Raw genomic sequence first — 17,626 nt, 5'->3', positions numbered from 1 at the left:
GAACCATGGCAACAGCAGCGCCCCGTCCCCTCACGGCTTCGGACGTCAAGCGATCCCGGCGCCGCCGGAGGGCACCCCGAGCCCCCTACTTCTTCGTCGCCCCCGCGGCGCTTCTCTACGTCGCGTTCATGCTTGTCCCGATCGTCTACGCATTGTGGCTGAGCTTCCGGGGCTACCGGGTGCAGGGCGGCGGAATCCTCGCCGCCCGCCGACAGGTGTTCGTCGGCCTGTCGAACTACACCGACGCGGTGACCGACCCGGACTTTCTCGCCGGCTTCGGCCGACTCGCCCTGTACGGGCTGATCGCGATCCCGCTCACCCTCGGTCTGGCGCTCGTATTCGCACTGCTGCTGGACACGTACCGGGTGCGCGCACGCCGTTTCTCCCGCGTCGCGATCTTCATCCCGTACGCCGTCCCCGGCGTGGTCGCCAGCCTCATGTGGGGCTTCCTCTATCTGCCGGGCACCAGCCCCTTCTCACACATCACACGCGCCCTCGGCCTGGGAACGATCCCGTTCCTGGACGATCCGCAGGTCTTCTTCTCCATCGCGAACATCGCGATCTGGGGCGGGATCGGCTTCAACATGGTGGTCATCTACACGGCCCTGCGCGGTCTGCCCGCCGAGGTCTACGAAGCGGCCCGCCTCGACGGCGCCAGTGAGTGGCAGATCGCCTGGCGGATCAAGATCCCACTGGTCGCCCCCGCGCTCGTGCTCACCGGCCTGTTCAGCCTGATCGGAACGCTGCAGGTCTATGGCGAGCCGACCACGCTGCAGCCCATGACCACCAGCATCTCCGCCACGTGGGTGCCGCTGATGACCGTCTACCGGGACGGCTTCACCCGGGACAACCTCCCCCTGGCGTCGGCCGAATCCGTGCTGCTCGCCCTCTTCACCGTCGTGTTGTCCGTCGCGTTGCTGCGCAGCACTCAGCGCAAGGCATTCCAGGAGGAGCAGTGAGCACCATCGCCACGCCGCCCCGCACCCGCCGAGGCGTCTACGCCCTCTCCACCGGTGTGCTGCTCATCGGTGCCCTCTACTGTCTCGTCCCGGTCGCCTGGGTGGTCGTCGCCTCGACCAAGTCACCCGGCCAGCTGTTCAGCACGTTCACCTTCACACCCGGCACCGGACTGATGGCGAACATCCGGTCGCTCATGACGCACAACAGCGGCGAGTTCGGGCGTTGGGCGCTCAACAGCTTCCTCTACGCCGGCATCGGCTCGGTCCTGTCGGTCCTGGTCTCCGTCGCCGCCGGGTACGGACTGGCGAAGTTCGACTTCCCCGGCCGACGGATCATCTTCTACGCCATCCTCGCCGGAGTCCTGGTCCCCGGGATCGTCATCGCGATCCCGCAGTACATGCTCATGTCCCTCATCGGACTCGGGAACACCTACTGGTCGGTCCTGCTACCGGTGATCATCTCGCCGTTCGGCATCTACCTGTGCCGCGTGTTCGCCGCTTCCTCCGTCCCGTCGGACACACTCGAATCGGCCCGCATGGACGGGGCCGGAGAGTTCCGGATCTTCGTCTCGATCGCACTGCCCATGATGGTCCCGGCCATGGTCACCGTCTTCATGCTGCAGTTCGTCGGCGTGTGGAACAACTTCCTGCTGCCGTACATCATGCTGTCCGACACCGACAAGTTCCCCCTCACCCTCGGCCTGTACAGCCTGCTCTCGCAGAGTTCCGGCGAGCCCTCCCTGTACTCGCTGGCCATCAGCGGAGCGATGTTGTCGATCATCCCCTGCGTCCTGCTGCTGCTGTTCCTGCAACGGTACTGGCGGCTGGACCTCATCAGCGGCGCCCTCAAGGGCTGACCGGCGTCCCACGCGCACGCGCACCGGAGGCCGCACGAGCCCGCCGGCGCGCGTCCCGTCCAGAAAGTGCTCCCATGTCTGATCCCATGCCCGACGCTGTCCGGTTCGACGGCGGCACCGTCGTGATGACTCCGGACGGCGCGCCCGCGCAGTTCGTCTGCGACGCCGATCCCGAGAGGCGGTACCTGCTCGACGACTCCATCTCCTGGCAGTTCGCGGAGCACGCGTGGGGCAGTGGCCACCTCGTCACCGACCGGGGTGCCGGACGGTGGAACGTCCCGGACGAACGGGTGGTGACGGATGCGGCGATCCGGGTGACCTTCGACGTCACCGCCGACGTGCGACTGACCGTCGAGCGAGCCGGCGGCCCGGCCTTCACCGAGACGTACTCCTTCGAGAACGTCGGCGAGGCACCGGTGCGCATCACCGGCATCGGCATCAACACCCCGTTCGCCGACCTGTACGAGAACGCCCGCTCGGCCGTGCACCGCTCGGTGCACGCCCATGTGATGACCGGCGGCAAGTGGGCATGGGTGCTCGCGCAGCCGATGTCCGGCGTGGGCCGCTCCCTCGGTCTGATCGTCCGCGACGGCGCGCTGCACGGCTACTCCGTCGAGTCCCGCAACCACAACTCCTCCTCGAACGTGCGCGGACACGTGGTCCTGCACCCGACGGACCACGCCCGCAACCCCGACGCGTTCGGCGGGCAGCCGCAGTTCACCCTGGCACCCGGGGAGACCTACCGGCTCGGGTGGGAACTGCGCTGGTACGACACCGTCGAGTCGTTCCTCGCCGACACCGGTGCCCCGGCCGAGTTCGACCGGCTCGCCGCGCAGACCGGTGAGGAGATACTGGTCCGCACCGCCGAGACGGTGCGGGTCGACCACCCGGACGTGTCCGTACGAGAAGTACCCGGCGGCTACGCCGTCAGCGGCACCCGGCACGGCGATGTGACCGTGTCCATCGGGGACCACAGCCACACCCAGATCCTCTTCCACGACCCGCTCCCCACCATGGTGCGCAAGCGGGCGGACTACATCATGCGCTACCAACGGGCCACCGAACGGGCGGGCTCGCTCGCCTACGGTCTGGTGAGCACGGACGTCCGCACCCGGCTCACCCTTCCCGCCGGGGGGTGGCAGGACTGGTCGGACGGTGCGGAGCGCACCGGGATGGCGATCATGCTGCAACTGGCACGCCGTCTCGGCTGGCTGTCGGCGGAGGTCGACGAGGAGCTGGACGGGTGGGCGCTCTTCGCCCGTGAGCACCTGCTGGAGGCCGACTACACACCGCGCCGCGGATCGAACGTCACGGACCCGCCGCGCCTCTACGACATGCCGTGGCTGTCGCGCTTCTACCTGGAGCGGTACCTGTGGAACCGGGACGAGACGATGCTCGGACACGCCGCGGGCATTCTCGAACGCGCCTTCCACATGGGCATCGAGCGGTTCCTCGCGATCGGGCTGGCCGCCGTCACCGTTCGTACGGCCACCGAACTCGAAGCCGCCGGGCACGAGCAGCGGGCGACGGAACTCCGTGACCGCCTTGTCGCCAGTGCCCGGCACTTCCTCGCACAGGGCGACGACCTGCCCGCGCACGAGGTCGCCTACGAGCAGTCGATCATCGCGCCCCTGATCAATCTCTACAGTGAGGCGTACCGGCTGACCGCAGACGAGGCCTTCCTCGACGCGAACCGCGCCGCCCTGCCCAAGCTGCTCGCTTTCGGGGGCCCGCAGCAGCATGTGCGGCTGAACGGCATCGCCATCCGGCACTGGGACGGATTCTGGTTCGGGCTGCGACGGCAGTGGGGTGATGTGTTCCCCCACCACTGGAGCGCCCTGACGGCCGACGCGGTGGCGAACCTGCCCGGCGAACTGCGCACGCCCGCACTGCGGGAGCTGGCCGACCGGATCCTCCGCGCCAACATGTGCAACTACTTCGACGACGGCGGCGCCACCTGCGCGTTCGTGTTCCCCACCGCGGTGGACGGGGAGCCGGCGCATGTGGCCGACCCGCTCGCCAACGACCAGGACTGGCACCTCATCGCATGGATCGACGACTGGATCCGTTGCGGCGTTCCGACGGAGCAGGGGATTCCGACGGAGCGGGAGAGTCCGGCGGAGCGGGAGAGTCCGGTGGAGCGGACGATCCCGGCGGAGCGAGCGGTGTCCCGGGCCTCCGAGCCGGCTCGCCAGGCGTAGCCGTCGCGGACGGCCCGGGACCGCGGCCCCGGGCCGGCCGCTCACGCCCCGGACGGCGGACGCCCGGGCACCTGTCCGTGCCACCACCGGCCTCCCCCGCCCGAACGCCGACGGCGCACCACCGCCGGCACGTCACGCACCCCCGGCACGCCGGTGAGCCGGCCCCGGACGTAACCTGCGGCCCATGAGCGACGACACCCCTGAGACCCCCACCACCCCGCGCGAAGCCCTCGACCTGCTCCTGGCCGGCAACCGGCGCTTCACCGGCGGCACACCCCGGCACCCCAACCAGGACGCCGGTCGCCGCGCCGACACGGCGTCCGCCCAGCACCCGCACGCCGTGCTGCTCGGATGCTCCGACTCCCGTCTGGCCGCCGAGATCATCTTCGACCAAGGACTGGGAGACCTGTTCGTCGTACGCACCGCGGGGCACACGGCCGGACCGGAGATCCTCGGCAGCATCGAGTACGGAGTGAGCGTGCTGGGCTGTCCACTGGTCGTCGTCCTCGGCCATGACGCCTGCGGGGCCGTCGCGGCCACCCGCGCGGCCGTGGAGAACGGCACGACCGCCCACGGGTACGTGCGGGACGTGATCGAGCGGGTGACCCCCAGTGTGCTGGCCGCTCAGGCCGCCGGGGTGAGCGAGGACGACGGCTTCATCGCCACGCACGTCCGCAACACCGTCGACCTCGTCATGGACCGCTCCCGGGACCTGGCCGAGCAGGTCGCCTCCGGACGCACGGCAGTCGTCGGCCTGACCTACCGCCTGGCCGAGGGCAGCGTGCGGCCGGTCGTCTCGCACGGTCTGGATCTCCCACTGGACCCCGCCACGGGCCCCGGCACCACCTCGGCCTCGAACAGCCGATGACCCCACCGCCTCCGCCCGCCGGAGCCGGCCTGACCGTCGACGGCACCGGCCTGCTCTGCGTCACCCTCCTGCTCCGCCTCCGCCAGCGGATCGACGGCGCGCCGCCGGGCACCGTGGTCCACGTCATCGCCACCGACCCCGCCGCACCGCTCGACCTCCCCGCCTGGTGCCACATGACCGGCCACACCTACCTCGGCCCCGTCCCCGGCGACCGCCCGGTCTACGCCCTCGAACTGACCGCCGGCGCCCGCCCCACCCGCTCGGACGCGCCCTGGCATCCACTCCGGCGGGACGCGGAGACGCCTCGGGAGCGGTGAGGTGTCCGGCCCCGTCGGCGGCGGTGTCGACGCATCCGTCCCACGGCAGGCGGAACCGCATCGGGCGGCCGGCCGTCAGGGCGTGCGGAAGCCTCGGAACGTCACCCGTCCGCGGGTCTTGAAGCCGAGGCGCTCGTACAGCGCGATCGCGCCGGTGTTCGTCTCGGCCACATGCAGGAAGGGACGTTCGCCGCGCGCCGCGATGCGTGCGGCGAGCGCACCCACCAGTCGGGCGGCGGGACGGCCGGTGAGCTGAACACGTCGGCGAAGGCGCCCGGCCCGAGCAGCGCGGCCAGGTCGGACCAGTCCGCCGCGTCCGGCGCGGTGGGCACCGCGGAGAAGGTCGCCACTTCCGTCAGGTAGGTGGCGGCCCGGCCGCGCCGCCGGGCGAGAGATGCGTGCCGGCCGCTGAGCGACTGGCCCACCGGGTCGTCCAGTGCCAAGTCGTCGTTCACCATCGTGCTGTTCCTTTACCTGGTGGGCGAGGACGTCGCGCCCTGCATGACGGACGCAGCGCGCGCGAAAGGCCGGTGCCGCGTCCGAGGACACGGCACCAGCCCGTCCGGCGAGCCGGCTGTCACCTCACACGCTCCTACGGTTCCCGGCGGCCGCAAGGCCTGCTGATGACCGGTGCGTGAGCCGACCGTACGGCCTGTTCCCGGCCGGCGGTTCGAGCGACCGTGATCAGCGCGAACACGCACGTCTGCGGCGTCGCTCCCAGACCGGACACCGCAGGAGCCGCGGCGGCCGTGTCGGCCAGGAGTGCGGCGCCGGGTGTCGCGGGTCGCCCCGGCGTCGCACTCCCGCGTTGGCATCCGTCAGCCGTCAGCACCCGTGGCGCCGATGCCGCTGCCGATCGCCAGCGTTCCGCTCAGGGTCCTCCCGTTGGTGACATTGGCCATGGCGACCGTGTAGCTGCCGTCGGTGAGTTCGTCCGCCGTCGTGAAGACCACGGACTTCGCGTTCTCGGCCCACTCGAAGTACGAGATGTCCAGCGGCGATCCGTCCTTCACGATCGAGAACGACGCGGCCGCGGCGTCCAGGGCCCGGTCGAACGTCGCGGTGAGCTCGTTCGCGCCGGTCTGTGTGACCGTCATCGTGGGGTGGCCGCCGGGGTCGGTCGCCGGGATCCTGATCCACAGGGCGGGACGTACGCCGCCGAGCGGGTTGGTCACGAGGCGCCCGTACGAGGCGACGAAGCCCGCCGAGTTCGCGAAGGCGGCGTAGCGCTGGTCGACGCCGGGCGTCCGGAGCCACCACCAGTCCGAAGCGTCGGGGTTAAGGGCGCTGACCAGCGCCTGATCGGTGCCGATGTAGGTCTCGTATTCCCGCTGCGACAGCACGAAGACGTTGTCCGTAGTGTCGCTTCCGGCCAGCGTCTTGTAGTCGGTGTTCGGCGTGTTGCCGATCCTTGTGCTGATGATCTCCGACTGCTCGTCCGCGCTGAAGGTGTCGTAGAACGTTCCGTTCAGGTAGGAACGGAGTTCGCTGTTCTCCCAGGTGGTGTAGAGCGCCTGGCCCGTGGTCGGGTTGTACGCGCTGTTGTACGCGGCGCCGGTGAGGTCGTCCTTGGCGACGATCAGCTGACGGTCGTCCTTCTGGGCGAGCACGATCCACTCGCGTCCGCCGAAGGTGACGACGGCGTTGTCGCCGTCGTCGAAGTCGGAGCTGACCGCCGGCGCGGCGGGGTCGCTCAGCGTAACCGTGTCGACCGCGGCGTCGTAGCTCGTGTCGAGCCCGATGGTCCTGGCCGTGAACAGGAGCGGAACGAACAGTTCACCGTCGACGACCTGCGCGGAGGCGTCCATCTTGACGTCCGTGTGCACGACGACCGCACGGTCGCTTCCCGCGGTGAGCTGGAGCGTCGTCTCTGCGTTCGTGGCGGTCAGTGTCCGCGACGCCTCGTCGTACTCCGTCGTCAGGCCGAGCGAGTTCAGCACGGTCGACGGGACCAGGACCTCGCCGTCCCGCACGATCGCGGGGCGGTCGAGGGTGATGGGCGCGCCGTTGTGGACGACGGCGGTCGTCCCGCCGTCGGCGATCGCCGCGAGCTTCGCCTCGACCCTGGCGACGGCGTCCACGTACGTCCGCGTGCCGGGGTAGTACGCCGGGCTGAGCATCTCGTCGTACACCGCGAGCGCCTGTTCGAGATCCGCCGTGGTCGGCACGCCGGACTGCTCGTTCGCGCCGGTCTCGTAGAGCTCGGCGAGCTTCTCGAGCGCTTCCTGCATCTTGCGGATGGTGCCGTGGTCGGCGATGTCCTCGGCCCGGGTGAAGTACTTCAGCGCCATCGACACCTTCGTCTCGCCCGACGGGACGGGCAGGTCCGGACCGGTGCCGCTCTCGTTGAGGTACCAGAAACCCAGATAGGCGTTGGCGGTGGCGTCGTTCTTCAGATAGTCCACGGAGTCGTAGCCGGTTGCGGCCTTCTCCATGTACTCCAGCGCCTCCTCGCCGGCGGTCTTCCCGCTGTCGGGAGCGATACGACCGAACCAGTAGAGCTCGGCCACGTACCGCCAGCCCTTGAAGTCGCCCTCCGATTGCGCGGCTGCCAGGTAGTACGGCAGCGATGCCTTGTAGTCGATCATGTCGGGGTAGACGGCCTTCATCTCGTCGTTCGCATACGACTCGGCGAGGGCGTGGTAGATGTCGGACTGCGCGGTGCCGCTGTTGTCGAGGCTGTTCAGGTCGGCCAGGTGCGCATGGACCGCCATGAGCCCGAAGCGGCGGATGACGGACCAGCCCGGCTCGCCCTCGATGTTGTTGCCCATGTTCGCGCCGTAGTACGGCGTGTAGATGTTGGATTCGTCGTCCCGCACGAATCCGCCGCGCTCGTAGTAGGTGTAGTTGACGATCGCGTCCATGGCGCCGATGTCGCCGAGCTTGGCCGACCGGTACCAGTACGTCATGGCCTTCAGGTTGTTCCGGGCCGTGGTGGAGCTCAGGAACTTGCCGTCCTGGTCCGGGTCGCCGGAAGTGGTCGTCGTCCAGAGGAGGTTGCCCCGCTGGAACAGATCGGTCGCCTTCTCGTCCGCCTTGAAGTAGACCGAGACGGTCGTCGAGTTGTCGGCGGCGACGGTCGCCGACTCGACGGTGGTGTGCCTCTTGTCCAGCGCGTAGCCGTCGGGGGCGTCGAGGTCGTCGCCGGTGAGTTGGATCTTCCTGCCCACCGTGCCGGTGCGCGTCTCGCTGGTGATGGCCTTCGCCGGGTACTTTCCGGACTCGGTACCTCGGAACCACTGGATCTTGTACGTGGCTTTCGGGGCATCCGCGGCGGATGCCTGCACGCTGGTCAGCATCACGGCCGCGGCCAGTGCGAGCGTGGTGAACAGGGCCGGGCACGTTCGTACGCTTCGTCCGGTTCGAGCCATTCCATTAGTTCTGCGCATTTCCTGCCTCTCGGGTGAGCGGAAAGCGGCGGGCCGGCTTCATCCGCGGTGGAGCTGTCCGGTGCGGGTGCTCGCCTCCATCGCCGCGTGACGCTTGGCGCGGGCGTGTCGGGGGTGGTCGGAAGGTGCGCGGTGCACACGGGGTCACCGAGGATCCGGCGGACCGGCCTTCGCTCGAATCGTTACATCGTGAGCTATCGGTGACCAACGTGAACCATGGCTTGCGGGGGGAGAAGAGAGCGTTGTGCACGCTTAGGTTTCGGGCGGCGCATGAGTCCGGCGAGCCGACACGGCAGCCGTAAGAGGTGTTTCATCCTGCTCAGGCGCAGATGATCCCGTCTCGGAACGATCGTCGGCGCTCGGTGGCGGAGCCTGTGAGGCTCGCCTGCGGGCGTCGGCCTCGGCGGCGCGAGGGGCGGCGGGCTGCGTCTCCGCGGGGTGGGGACTGTTGCGCGAGATTGGGTGCGGCAAGAGGCTGGACATTACGTTGACCTATCACTAACGGTCGTTATCGACCGCAAGGGTGCGTCGCCGACCGATGGGCTGAGCGGAGCCGCCTCGGGAGTCGATCACCGTCGCACCCTTGCGTCATCACACAAGGTGACAGGTCAGGCGTGCAGGGAGGCGCGGAACGCGATCCGTTTCATCCGGGCGACTTGCGGTCCAGTCGTGAGAGGCGAAGCAACTTCGCCTGTCCTCAAGCGAGTCAGTCACAGACCTATCGTGATAGGAAAGCTATGGTTGCGCCGCCAGGCTCGAGGAAGGTTCGTCGGCACTCTGGACAGGCCTCGTCCCGGGTTGTCACTGTTTGCGGCGTCCCGGCCACCTCCCTTGCACCATCCGCATCTTCCGCCCTCCGCGGAGCCAGGGGTCCGCCGCGGCATCGGCCGCCGGCGCACCGTCGACCGAGCCGCTCCGCACCCATGGTCACCGCGGGCGATGACATCTCGAATGCCCTCACTTTCAGACACCGCCGTCTTCGAGAGGTACGAAATGATCCGGAACAGACGAGTTCTCACTGTGGCCGCCGGCTGCTGCGCCGCGCTTCTGCTCGCGGCATGCTCGTCAGCGAACGACACGGGCGGCGCCGCGGGTGGCGCGCAGTCTTCCGGAAAGCCCGTCCAGGGCGGCACTCTTCGTGCCATCGAGATCAGCGAGCCGCGCAACCTCGATCCGGCCCTCCTCCAGAACTCCCTCCAGGGAACGGCGTTCCTGGGCAACGCGCTGTACGGCAACCTGATGGTCACCCAGGAGAAGACCGGCGCCCTCGAGTACCGGATGGCCACCGATTTCTCCAGCGCGGACGGCGGCAGCACGTACACGCTGACGTTGAAGGCCGGGCTGACGTTCTCCGACGGCTCCGCGCTGGACGCGGCCGCGGTGAAGTACAACTGGGACCGCCTGCGGGACGCGAAGCTGGGCTCGGACTCGCTGCCGTACGCGTCGGTGGTGAAGTCCACCACCGTCGTCGACGCGACCACCCTGAAGGTCACGCTGACCCGGCCGACCGCCCTGTACGGCGAGCAGGTCGCCGGCACCGCGATGAACTGGATAGCGTCGCCGGCCGCGTTGAAGAAGGGCGAGAGCTCCTTCGACAAGGCGCCGATCGGCGCCGGCCCCTTCACCCTGAAGACGTGGACCCGCGGCGGCGCCATCTCCCTGGTCAAGAACGCCTCGTACTACGACGCCCCGAAGCCCTACCTGGACGGCATCACGCTGACCACGTCGGCCGATCCGCAGCAGCGCGTCAACACGCTGTCCAGCGGCGGCGCCGACCTCGGGGTCGAGGTCGACTGGAAGGCCGTGGCCAAGGCGAAGGCGGCCGGTCTGACGGCCGAGTCGGTCCCCTCGGGCGGCGGCCGCTTCCTGACCCTGAACGCCTCGCAGGCGCCCTTCGACGACCTGAAGGCCCGCCAGGCGGTCAGCGAGGCGATCGACGTCGACGCGCTGAACGCGGCGGTGTACGACGGCAAGGCGGTCGTCGCGGACAACCTCTTCCCCAAGGAGAGCCCGTACTACAACGACGTCGCCCTGCACACCTACGACAAGGCCGGCGCGCAGAAGCTCTTCGACGAGCTGGCCGCCGAGGGCAAGCCGGTCTCCTTCACGTTCACCGCGTTCCCGACCGACAAGGCCCTGGCCGAGGCGGTGCAGTCCCAGCTCAGCGCGTACCAGAACGTCACGGTCGAGATCGACACCGTCGACTGGTCGGAGTCCGGCAAGGTCTACGGCCAGAAGCAGTACGACATGCTCACCTCCACCGCGTTCTTCCTGGACCCGGAGCCGGCCCTGTCCTCGGCCTTCTCCAGCACGTCACCGCGCAACGCCACGCTCCTCGCCGACGACCAGCTGGACGCCGCCCTCGCCAAGGGGGCCTCCGCCCCGTCCGACACGGAGCGCGCGGCTGCCTACAAGACGGTCTCCGAGCGGCTCGCGGCGCTCGACCCGGCCGTCTTCATCGCCCGTACGTCGCAGACCGCCCTCTCCAAGGGCGTCGGCGGCGTGGTGCTCGACGGGTCCGGCTCGCCGCTTCCCGCTGAACTGTGGCTCGACAAGTGAGCGAGGAACGATGAGTGCATTGCCCTCACCGGGAAGCTCCGTCGCGGGCGGCACCTTCCGTGCCGCCTTGCCGGGCGCCCCGGCACACCCACCGGGCGACCGGGGCCGCAGGCTTCCCCGACCCGGGCAGGCCGGCATGGTGAAGCGAAGCCGGACGGCGCTGTCCGTCATGCGGAAGCTGGGCCGAGGCGTCCTCGTGATGCTCCTGGTCACCTTCGCGCTCGTCCTCCTGATGGCGAGCGCCCCCGGCTCGGTCGCCGAGGTCATCCTCGGCCAGAACGCCACCGACGAGAACGTGGCCGCGCTCAACGAGCAACTCGGCCTCGACCGGCCGGTCCTGGAGCAGTACGCCGAGTGGCTGGGCCATGCCGTGCGGGGCGACCTCGGCACCTCGCCGCTGACCAACCAGTCGGTGGGCAGCGCCATCGCCGAACGCCTCCCGGTCACCCTCGAACTCGCCACGCTGTCCATCCTGATCTCGCTGCTGCTCGCGGTGGTCTTCGCGGTGCTGTGCGCCTCCTGGCCGGGCAGCCCGCTCGACCGCGCGCTCACCGCGGCGTCGTCGGTGTTCCTGTCGGTGCCGGCGTTCATCGCCGGTCCCGTGCTGATCTACTTCCTGTCCGTGCAGTTCGGCTGGTTCCCCGTCATGGGCTGGACACCGGTCGGCGACGGCTTCGGCGCGAACCTCCGGAGCGCGATCATGCCGGCGGTGTCTATCGCGCTGGTCGAGGTCGCCGCCTTCCACCGGCTGCTGCGCAGCGACCTGATGAGCACCTTGGGCGAGGACTTCGTCAGCGCCGCGAGGGCCCGCGGCATGAGCAGGGCGTACGTCATGTTCCGGCACGCGTTCCGGCCCTCGTCGCTGTCACTGGTCACGATGACCGGACTGAGCATCGGCCGGCTCGTCGGCGCGACCGCGGTGGCCGAGACACTGTTCTCGCTGCCCGGCCTCGGACAGCTCCTGGTCACCTCGATCGGTACCCGAGACGTCATCATGGTCCAGGGCATGGTCGCCTTCACCGGCATCGTCTGCGTCGCGGCCAACACGCTGGCCGACATCAGTCACAGCGTGGTCGACCCCAGAGTGAGGCGGGTGGGCACGGCATGACCACCACCGAAACCCCGTCCATGGAGAAGGGGACGACGGCCGGCGTCACCGGGGGCGCCGCGGTCCTGCCGAACGTGACGCCGCTGGTACGGCGGAAGGGGACGCTGGTCCGGCTCAGCGAAGGGTGGATCGTCCTGATCATCGGACTCGCCGTCCTGGCCCCCCTGCTCCCGCTGGCGGACTACGCGATCCCGATCGGATCGCCGCACGCGACACCCGACTTCGGCTCCTTCTCGACCTTCCTCGGGACCGACAGCCTCGGCCGCTCGATGGTCTCGCGGCTCATCCACGGCGCCAGGGTCTCCCTGGTCGTCGGCGCCGCGGCGACTCTCATCGCCTTCGTCGTCGGGACCGTACTCGGCCTGCTCGCAGGGTACTTCGGCAAGTGGTTCGACAGCGGGGTGGTGCTGATCTCCGACGTCATGCTGGCCTTCCCCGGCCTGGTGCTGCTGCTCGCCCTCGCCTCGATCTTCAGCCCCAGCGTGAAGACGTTGATCATCGGCATGGGCGTGATGGGCGTCCCGCAGTTCGTCCGGCTCGCCCGCGCCCACACCCTGGCGTGGTCCTCCCGCGAGTTCGTCCGGGCGGCCAAGGGCCTCGGAGCGGGGCCGTTCCGGCTCCTGTTCAAGGAGATCCTGCCGAACGTCCTGCCCCCGCTCGTCGCCTACCTGCCGATCGTGCTCAGCCATGTCGTCGTGGCGGAAGGCTCACTCAGCTTCCTCGGACTGGGCATCCCGCCGCCGCGCCCGTCCTGGGGCGGAATGATCAACGCGGCCAAGGACAACATCGCCGACCAGCCGCTGCTGGTCTTCGTGCCCTCGATCGCGATCTTCTTCACCGTCTTCGCCCTGAACCAGATCGGCGACGACCTTCGTACCCGGTTCGACAAGACGATCGAGCACTGAGAGGAGGAACAGGAAGCCGTGAACACCGAACCACTGCTCCAAGTCACCAACCTCCGGGCGTACCTCGCCTCGCGGCGCGGCGTGGTCAAGGCCGTGGACGACGTCTCGTTCAGCCTCGGCCACGGCGAGGCCATGGGCCTCGTCGGCGAGTCGGGCTCCGGCAAGTCCGTCATGTCCCGCGCCATCATGGGCCTGCTGCCCCGCCGTGCCGACCGCACGGGCTCCGTCCGCTTCAAAGGCCGGGAACTCGTCGGCCTTTCCCGCAAAGAGATGAGCGAGATCTGGGGACCCCAGATGTCCATGGTGTTCCAGGACCCGAGCCGTTCGCTCAACCCGGTCGTGACCGTGGAACGCCAGCTCACCGAGGGCATGCGCAAACACCTCGGATTCGGCAGGTCCCAGGCGCGCACCCGGGCGGCGGAACTGCTCGCCGAGGCCGGTGTCTCCGACCCGGAACGCCGGCTGCGCAACTACCCGCACGAGATGTCGGGAGGCATGTGCCAGCGCGTGATGATCGCCGTGGCGCTCGCCTGCGAACCGGAGCTGCTGATCGCCGACGAGCCGACCACCGCACTCGACGTGACGATCCAGCGGCAGATCCTCGACCTGCTCCGTCGCGTGCAGCGGGAGCGGAACATGTCGATGATCCTGATCAGCCACAACCTGCCGCTGGTCGCCGGCCGTACCGACCGCGTCTCGGTCATGTACGCCGGCCGCCTGGCCGAGACCGGCTCGACCCGCCAGGTCTTCGACGCCCCCCGCCACCGCTACACCCACGCCCTGCTCGCCGCCACGCCGACCATCGCGCACCAGCGGCACAGCCTGTTCCAGCTCATCCCGGGCACCCTGCCCAACCCCGTCCAGCCGCCGTCCGGCTGCCGGTTCGCGGCCCGCTGCACCCACGCCTCCGGCCCGTGCCACGAACCGGGCCCCGCCATGACCATGATCGCGGAAGGACATCACGTGGCCTGCGCCAACCCGGTGGCGGCCCCACCGGCCGCCACCGCCACCGCCACCGCCGGTACGCCGGGAGGTGACTCCGGTGGCCGGTAGCGGAACCGCTCACCTGCGCGGTGACGAGGCGCTGCTCAGCGTCCGGAACCTGGTCGTCGAGCACCGGACCCGGGGCGGCACGGTCCAGGCCGTCTCCGACGTCAGCTTCGACGTCCTGCCCGGCGAGACGCTGGGCATCGTCGGCGAGTCCGGATGCGGCAAGTCGAGCATGGGCCGGGCGGTCCTGAAGCTCGGCACCCTCACCTCCGGCGAGATCAGCTGCGCCGGCGAACGCATCGACCGAGCCGACGAGAAGACGATGCGGTCGCTGCGCCGCGACATCCAGATGATCTTCCAGAACTCGGTCGGGTCGCTCAACCCCCGCCGACACGTCAAGGAGATCGTCGGCGAGGGTCTGGCGATCACCGGTGTGGCCAAGGCCGAGCGTGAACAGGCCGCCACCGACATGCTCACCGAGGTCGGCCTGCCCCCCGAGCGGTTCTCCGACCTGCTGCCCCGGCAGCTCTCCGGCGGACAGGCCCAACGCGTCTCCATCGCCCGCGCCCTGGCCCTCAAGCCGAAGCTGCTGATCTGCGACGAACCGGTCTCCGCCCTCGACGTCTCCGTCCAGGCCCAGATCCTCAACCTGCTGGAACGGCTCAAGCCCGAATTCCACCTGACGATCGTCTTCATCGCCCACGACCTGGCGGTGGTGCGCTCGGTCAGCGACCGCGTGATGGTCATGTACCTGGGCAAGGTGTGCGAGTTCGGCGACTCGGCCGAGGTCTACGACCGCCCTGCCCACCCCTACACCCGGGCGCTGCTGGAGTCGGTGCCGCTGCCCGACCCCGACCAGCCCTTCGCCGGCTCCCCGCTCGAAGGAGACGTACCCTCCCCGCTGTCACCGCCCAGCGGCTGCCGCTTCCGCGGCAGATGCCCCTCCGCCCAGGACCTCTGCGCACAGCAGGAACCGGAGATCCGCGAAGTGCGCCCCGATCAGTTCGCGGCCTGCCACTTCCCGCTCACCGCGCCCGGCCCGGCGCCTGACCAGCACACCCGTGACACCACCGCCCACGGGCGTGAAGACCGAGGCAGGAACCATGAGAAGACCGGGCGAGCCCCCGAAGACACCTGAGCCCGGGGACATCGGGGCCGGCGACCGCGACACCACCGCGGGCGCCGGCCCCCGCGCCGACGAGATCCCGGCGGACGCCCCGTCGGGGGGCCCGCGGGACGCCGTGCCGGAGGCATCGCCCGGCGCGGTCGGCGGACCGGAGGCCACGCCCCCGCCCGGCCGGACCCGGATGTTCGCGGCGCTGCGCGCCAGGCCCTTCCGGCGGTTCTTCACCGGCCAGGCGATCAGCCTCCCCGGCACCTGGATGCAGTCCGTCGGGCAGGGCTGGCTGATCGTCGAACTGACCCACTCGGGCACCGCGCTCGGCTGGCTCACCGCACTCCAGTTCCTGCCCGGACTGCTGCTCGCGCCGTGGGCCGGGCTGCTGGCGGACCGGTTCCCCAAGCGGAACCTCATGCTGATCACCCAGTCGGCGATGGCCGGTTCCGCCCTGACGCTCGGCCTGCTGACCGTCACCCACCACGTCGGAATCCCGGCGATCCTGGTGTGCGCCCTGGTCCTCGGTGCGTCGCAGGCCGTCGACAACCCGGTCCGCCAGGCCTACCTGATCGAGCTGACCGGCCCGCAGCTGATCCGCAACGCGGTCTCCCTGAACGGTGTCCTCATCAACGCGGCCCGCGCGGTCGGCCCGGCCGTCGCCGGTGTCCTGATCGTCGCCGTGGGGACCGGATGGTGCTTCCTGCTGAACGCCCTGTCCTTCACCGGAATCATCCTTGCCCTCGGGACGCTGCCGAGGGGAACGGTTCGCCGCGACAAGAGCCCGCCGCTGCGCGAACTGCGCGAGGGGTTCGGCTACGTCCGCTCCCACCGTGAGCTGCTCTGGCCGCTCCTGGTGGTGTTCCTGGTCGGCACCTTCGCCGCGGAGTTCCCCATCACCCTCCCCCTGCTGGCCAGGACCACCTTCGGCGGCGACGGCGGCACCTATGGCTGGATGACGTCCGCCATGGGCGTGGGCGCGGTCACCAGCGGGTTCTTCATCGCCCGCCGCGACAGCACCGGCCACGTCCCGATCGCCTGGGCCTCCGCTCTGTACGGCGGTGCGATCACGGCGCTGGCGCTGAGCCCGGTCCTCCCCGTGGCCCTGGTCGCGCTGTTCTTCGTGGGCGTGGGCAGCTCCGCCTTCATGGCGATCAGCAACGCGACCCTCCAGACGACGAGCGACTCCCGCTACCGCGGCCGGGTGATGGCCCTGTGGTCCGTCGGCTTCGCCGGCAGCACCCCCATCGGCGGCCCTGTCGTCGGCGCCGTCGGGGAACATCTCTCGCCCCGGTGGGCGCTCGGCGTCGGCGCCCTCGCGTGCGCGGCGTCGGCCGGACTGCTGTTCAGTCTGAGCCCGCGGCGCCGGGACGCCGGGGAGCCGGCCGCGCCGGCCGTCGCCGGGGACGTCCGGCCGGCCGAGTCCGGCGGCACCCCGGGAACCCGCGGCCACTGACGTTCCGCCGGCTCCGGCAGCCCCGCGCGCCCTCCCCGTACACCGTCCGGTGCCCCGTCTCGGCGTGGAGGCGGGGCACCGGGGGCACGGCGGGTACGGCGGCGGGGGCCGTCCCGCGAGGCGGTGCCGGACGAACCGCCGATGCCGGCATCGACGGGGGCGTCGCCCGCGTCCTGGGCGCCGACGCCTGCGAGGCCGGTCACCGCCGATGCGGAAACGACCGGACTTGTGTTTCCACGGGCGGCAGAGGGCCGTCGCCGCTCGTGTTCCCATGAGCGGTGGGAGAGGACGGCAGAGGGGAGGGGGGCTACTGGTCCATCAGGATGCGGTAGATGATCTGCCGTGCGTTCCGGACGGCGGCGAGCGCCTCCTGGGTCTGCTCGGGGGTCGCCCCCGACGACGTCAGCTGCCGGGCGGCGGCCTTCAGCCGCTCCATCTCGATCCGCAGCGGTCCGGAGTTGTGCTCGTCGTCCGGATCCGGTTCGACTTCGACGCCTGTGCCGTCCCGTCGCTCGAGAGCGCGCTCGCGACCCGCGTCGGTCAGTGAGAAGACCTTGCGTCCGTGGTCCTCGCTGCCCTTGACCAGGCCGCTGTCCACGAAGGACTGGAGCAGCGGGTACACGGACCCGGGGCTCGGCCGCCAGGTGCCGCCGCTGGCCGCCTCCAGGCGGTCCATCAGCTCGTAACCGTGGGCTGGTCCGTCCAGCAGGGCCGACAGAAGGAGGCTCGGTACTCTGCCCCGGCGCATACGGCGACCCTCACCGCGGTCGTGACTTCCCCTGGCCATTCCACCCGTCGCCTTCCGGGGGAGAGCTCTCGGCTCACCCACTCGTCATCCCGCTCGCAAGGTCCCGCGCGCGGATCCTGCTCACAGATATATCGACATGATATCAGCAGCACTCT

Annotated in this window: 13 protein-coding genes and 1 pseudogene; 11 read left to right on the top strand and 3 right to left on the bottom strand. The window is 70.0% G+C overall.

Annotated elements, in window-relative coordinates; genetic code table 11:
• Positions 1-5: 5 nt before the first annotated feature.
• The 5 genes from ACZ3KJ_RS20925 (at position 6) to ACZ3KJ_RS20905 (ending at position 5,202) form a co-directional block, all read left to right on the top strand.
• Positions 6-959 (top strand): carbohydrate ABC transporter permease, encoded by a 954-nt coding sequence (locus tag ACZ3KJ_RS20925; protein WP_467528928.1) that lies wholly within the window; start codon positions 6-8, stop codon positions 957-959.
• Complete coding sequence (locus tag ACZ3KJ_RS20920; protein ID WP_389517924.1) at positions 956-1,816, top strand: carbohydrate ABC transporter permease; 861 nt, start codon at positions 956-958, stop codon at positions 1,814-1,816. Before ACZ3KJ_RS20925 ends, ACZ3KJ_RS20920 begins: the two co-directional genes overlap by 4 nt.
• Before the next feature lie 74 nt (positions 1,817-1,890).
• The gene (locus ACZ3KJ_RS20915) at positions 1,891-4,017 is read left to right on the top strand and encodes a hypothetical protein (RefSeq protein ID WP_467528925.1); all 2,127 of its coding nucleotides are present in this window, start codon (positions 1,891-1,893) and stop codon (positions 4,015-4,017) included.
• Positions 4,018-4,201: 184 nt separating this feature from the next.
• A complete protein-coding gene (locus tag ACZ3KJ_RS20910; protein ID WP_467528924.1) occupies positions 4,202-4,885 on the top strand; it encodes a carbonic anhydrase in 684 nt (227 codons plus the stop codon).
• On the top strand, positions 4,882-5,202 hold the full coding sequence (locus tag ACZ3KJ_RS20905) for a sulfurtransferase TusA family protein (RefSeq protein ID WP_467528922.1): 321 nt from the start codon (positions 4,882-4,884) through the stop codon (positions 5,200-5,202). Before ACZ3KJ_RS20910 ends, ACZ3KJ_RS20905 begins: the two co-directional genes overlap by 4 nt.
• 75 nt (positions 5,203-5,277) lie before the next feature.
• On the opposite strand, the pseudogene ACZ3KJ_RS20900 reads toward ACZ3KJ_RS20905, so the two are convergent.
• Positions 5,278-5,660 (bottom strand): annotated as a pseudogene (locus ACZ3KJ_RS20900) (GNAT family N-acetyltransferase).
• Positions 5,661-6,020: 360 nt separating this feature from the next.
• Complete coding sequence (locus ACZ3KJ_RS20895; protein WP_467528920.1) at positions 6,021-8,489, bottom strand: DUF6273 domain-containing protein; 2,469 nt, start codon at positions 8,487-8,489, stop codon at positions 6,021-6,023.
• A 1,095-nt stretch (positions 8,490-9,584) separates the two neighbouring features.
• Between ACZ3KJ_RS20895 and ACZ3KJ_RS20890 the strand changes: the two genes are divergently transcribed.
• The 6 genes from ACZ3KJ_RS20890 to ACZ3KJ_RS20865 all read left to right on the top strand — a co-directional run bounded on the left by ACZ3KJ_RS20890 (position 9,585) and on the right by ACZ3KJ_RS20865 (position 16,723).
• Positions 9,585-11,150: an ABC transporter substrate-binding protein gene (locus tag ACZ3KJ_RS20890; RefSeq protein ID WP_467528918.1), complete on the top strand. Its 1,566-nt coding sequence runs from the start codon at positions 9,585-9,587 to the stop codon at positions 11,148-11,150.
• A gap of 136 nt (positions 11,151-11,286) precedes the next feature.
• Positions 11,287-12,258, top strand: coding sequence for an ABC transporter permease (locus ACZ3KJ_RS20885; RefSeq protein WP_467528916.1), 972 nt, complete (start codon positions 11,287-11,289; stop codon positions 12,256-12,258).
• On the top strand, positions 12,255-13,163 hold the full coding sequence (locus ACZ3KJ_RS20880; protein ID WP_467528914.1) for an ABC transporter permease: 909 nt from the start codon (positions 12,255-12,257) through the stop codon (positions 13,161-13,163). The genes ACZ3KJ_RS20885 and ACZ3KJ_RS20880 overlap by 4 nt, the downstream gene beginning before the upstream one ends.
• Before the next feature lie 18 nt (positions 13,164-13,181).
• Positions 13,182-14,216, top strand: a complete 1,035-nt coding sequence (locus tag ACZ3KJ_RS20875) for an ABC transporter ATP-binding protein (protein ID WP_467528912.1) — start codon at positions 13,182-13,184, stop codon at positions 14,214-14,216.
• The gene (locus tag ACZ3KJ_RS20870; RefSeq protein WP_467528910.1) at positions 14,206-15,291 is read left to right on the top strand and encodes an ABC transporter ATP-binding protein; all 1,086 of its coding nucleotides are present in this window, start codon (positions 14,206-14,208) and stop codon (positions 15,289-15,291) included. The genes ACZ3KJ_RS20875 and ACZ3KJ_RS20870 overlap by 11 nt, the downstream gene beginning before the upstream one ends.
• A complete protein-coding gene (locus ACZ3KJ_RS20865; RefSeq protein WP_467528908.1) occupies positions 15,257-16,723 on the top strand; it encodes an MFS transporter in 1,467 nt (488 codons plus the stop codon). Before ACZ3KJ_RS20870 ends, ACZ3KJ_RS20865 begins: the two co-directional genes overlap by 35 nt.
• A gap of 307 nt (positions 16,724-17,030) precedes the next feature.
• On the opposite strand, the gene ACZ3KJ_RS20860 is transcribed toward ACZ3KJ_RS20865, so the two are convergent.
• Positions 17,031-17,471: a PadR family transcriptional regulator gene (locus ACZ3KJ_RS20860; protein ID WP_467528906.1), complete on the bottom strand. Its 441-nt coding sequence runs from the start codon at positions 17,469-17,471 to the stop codon at positions 17,031-17,033.
• Between the last annotated feature and the right edge of the window lie 155 nt (positions 17,472-17,626).

Source organism: Streptomyces sp. NPDC003248 (genome assembly GCF_055563235.1).
The sequence above is the reverse complement of the archived record's forward strand: the minus strand, read 5'-3'. Positions and strand labels throughout refer to the sequence as shown.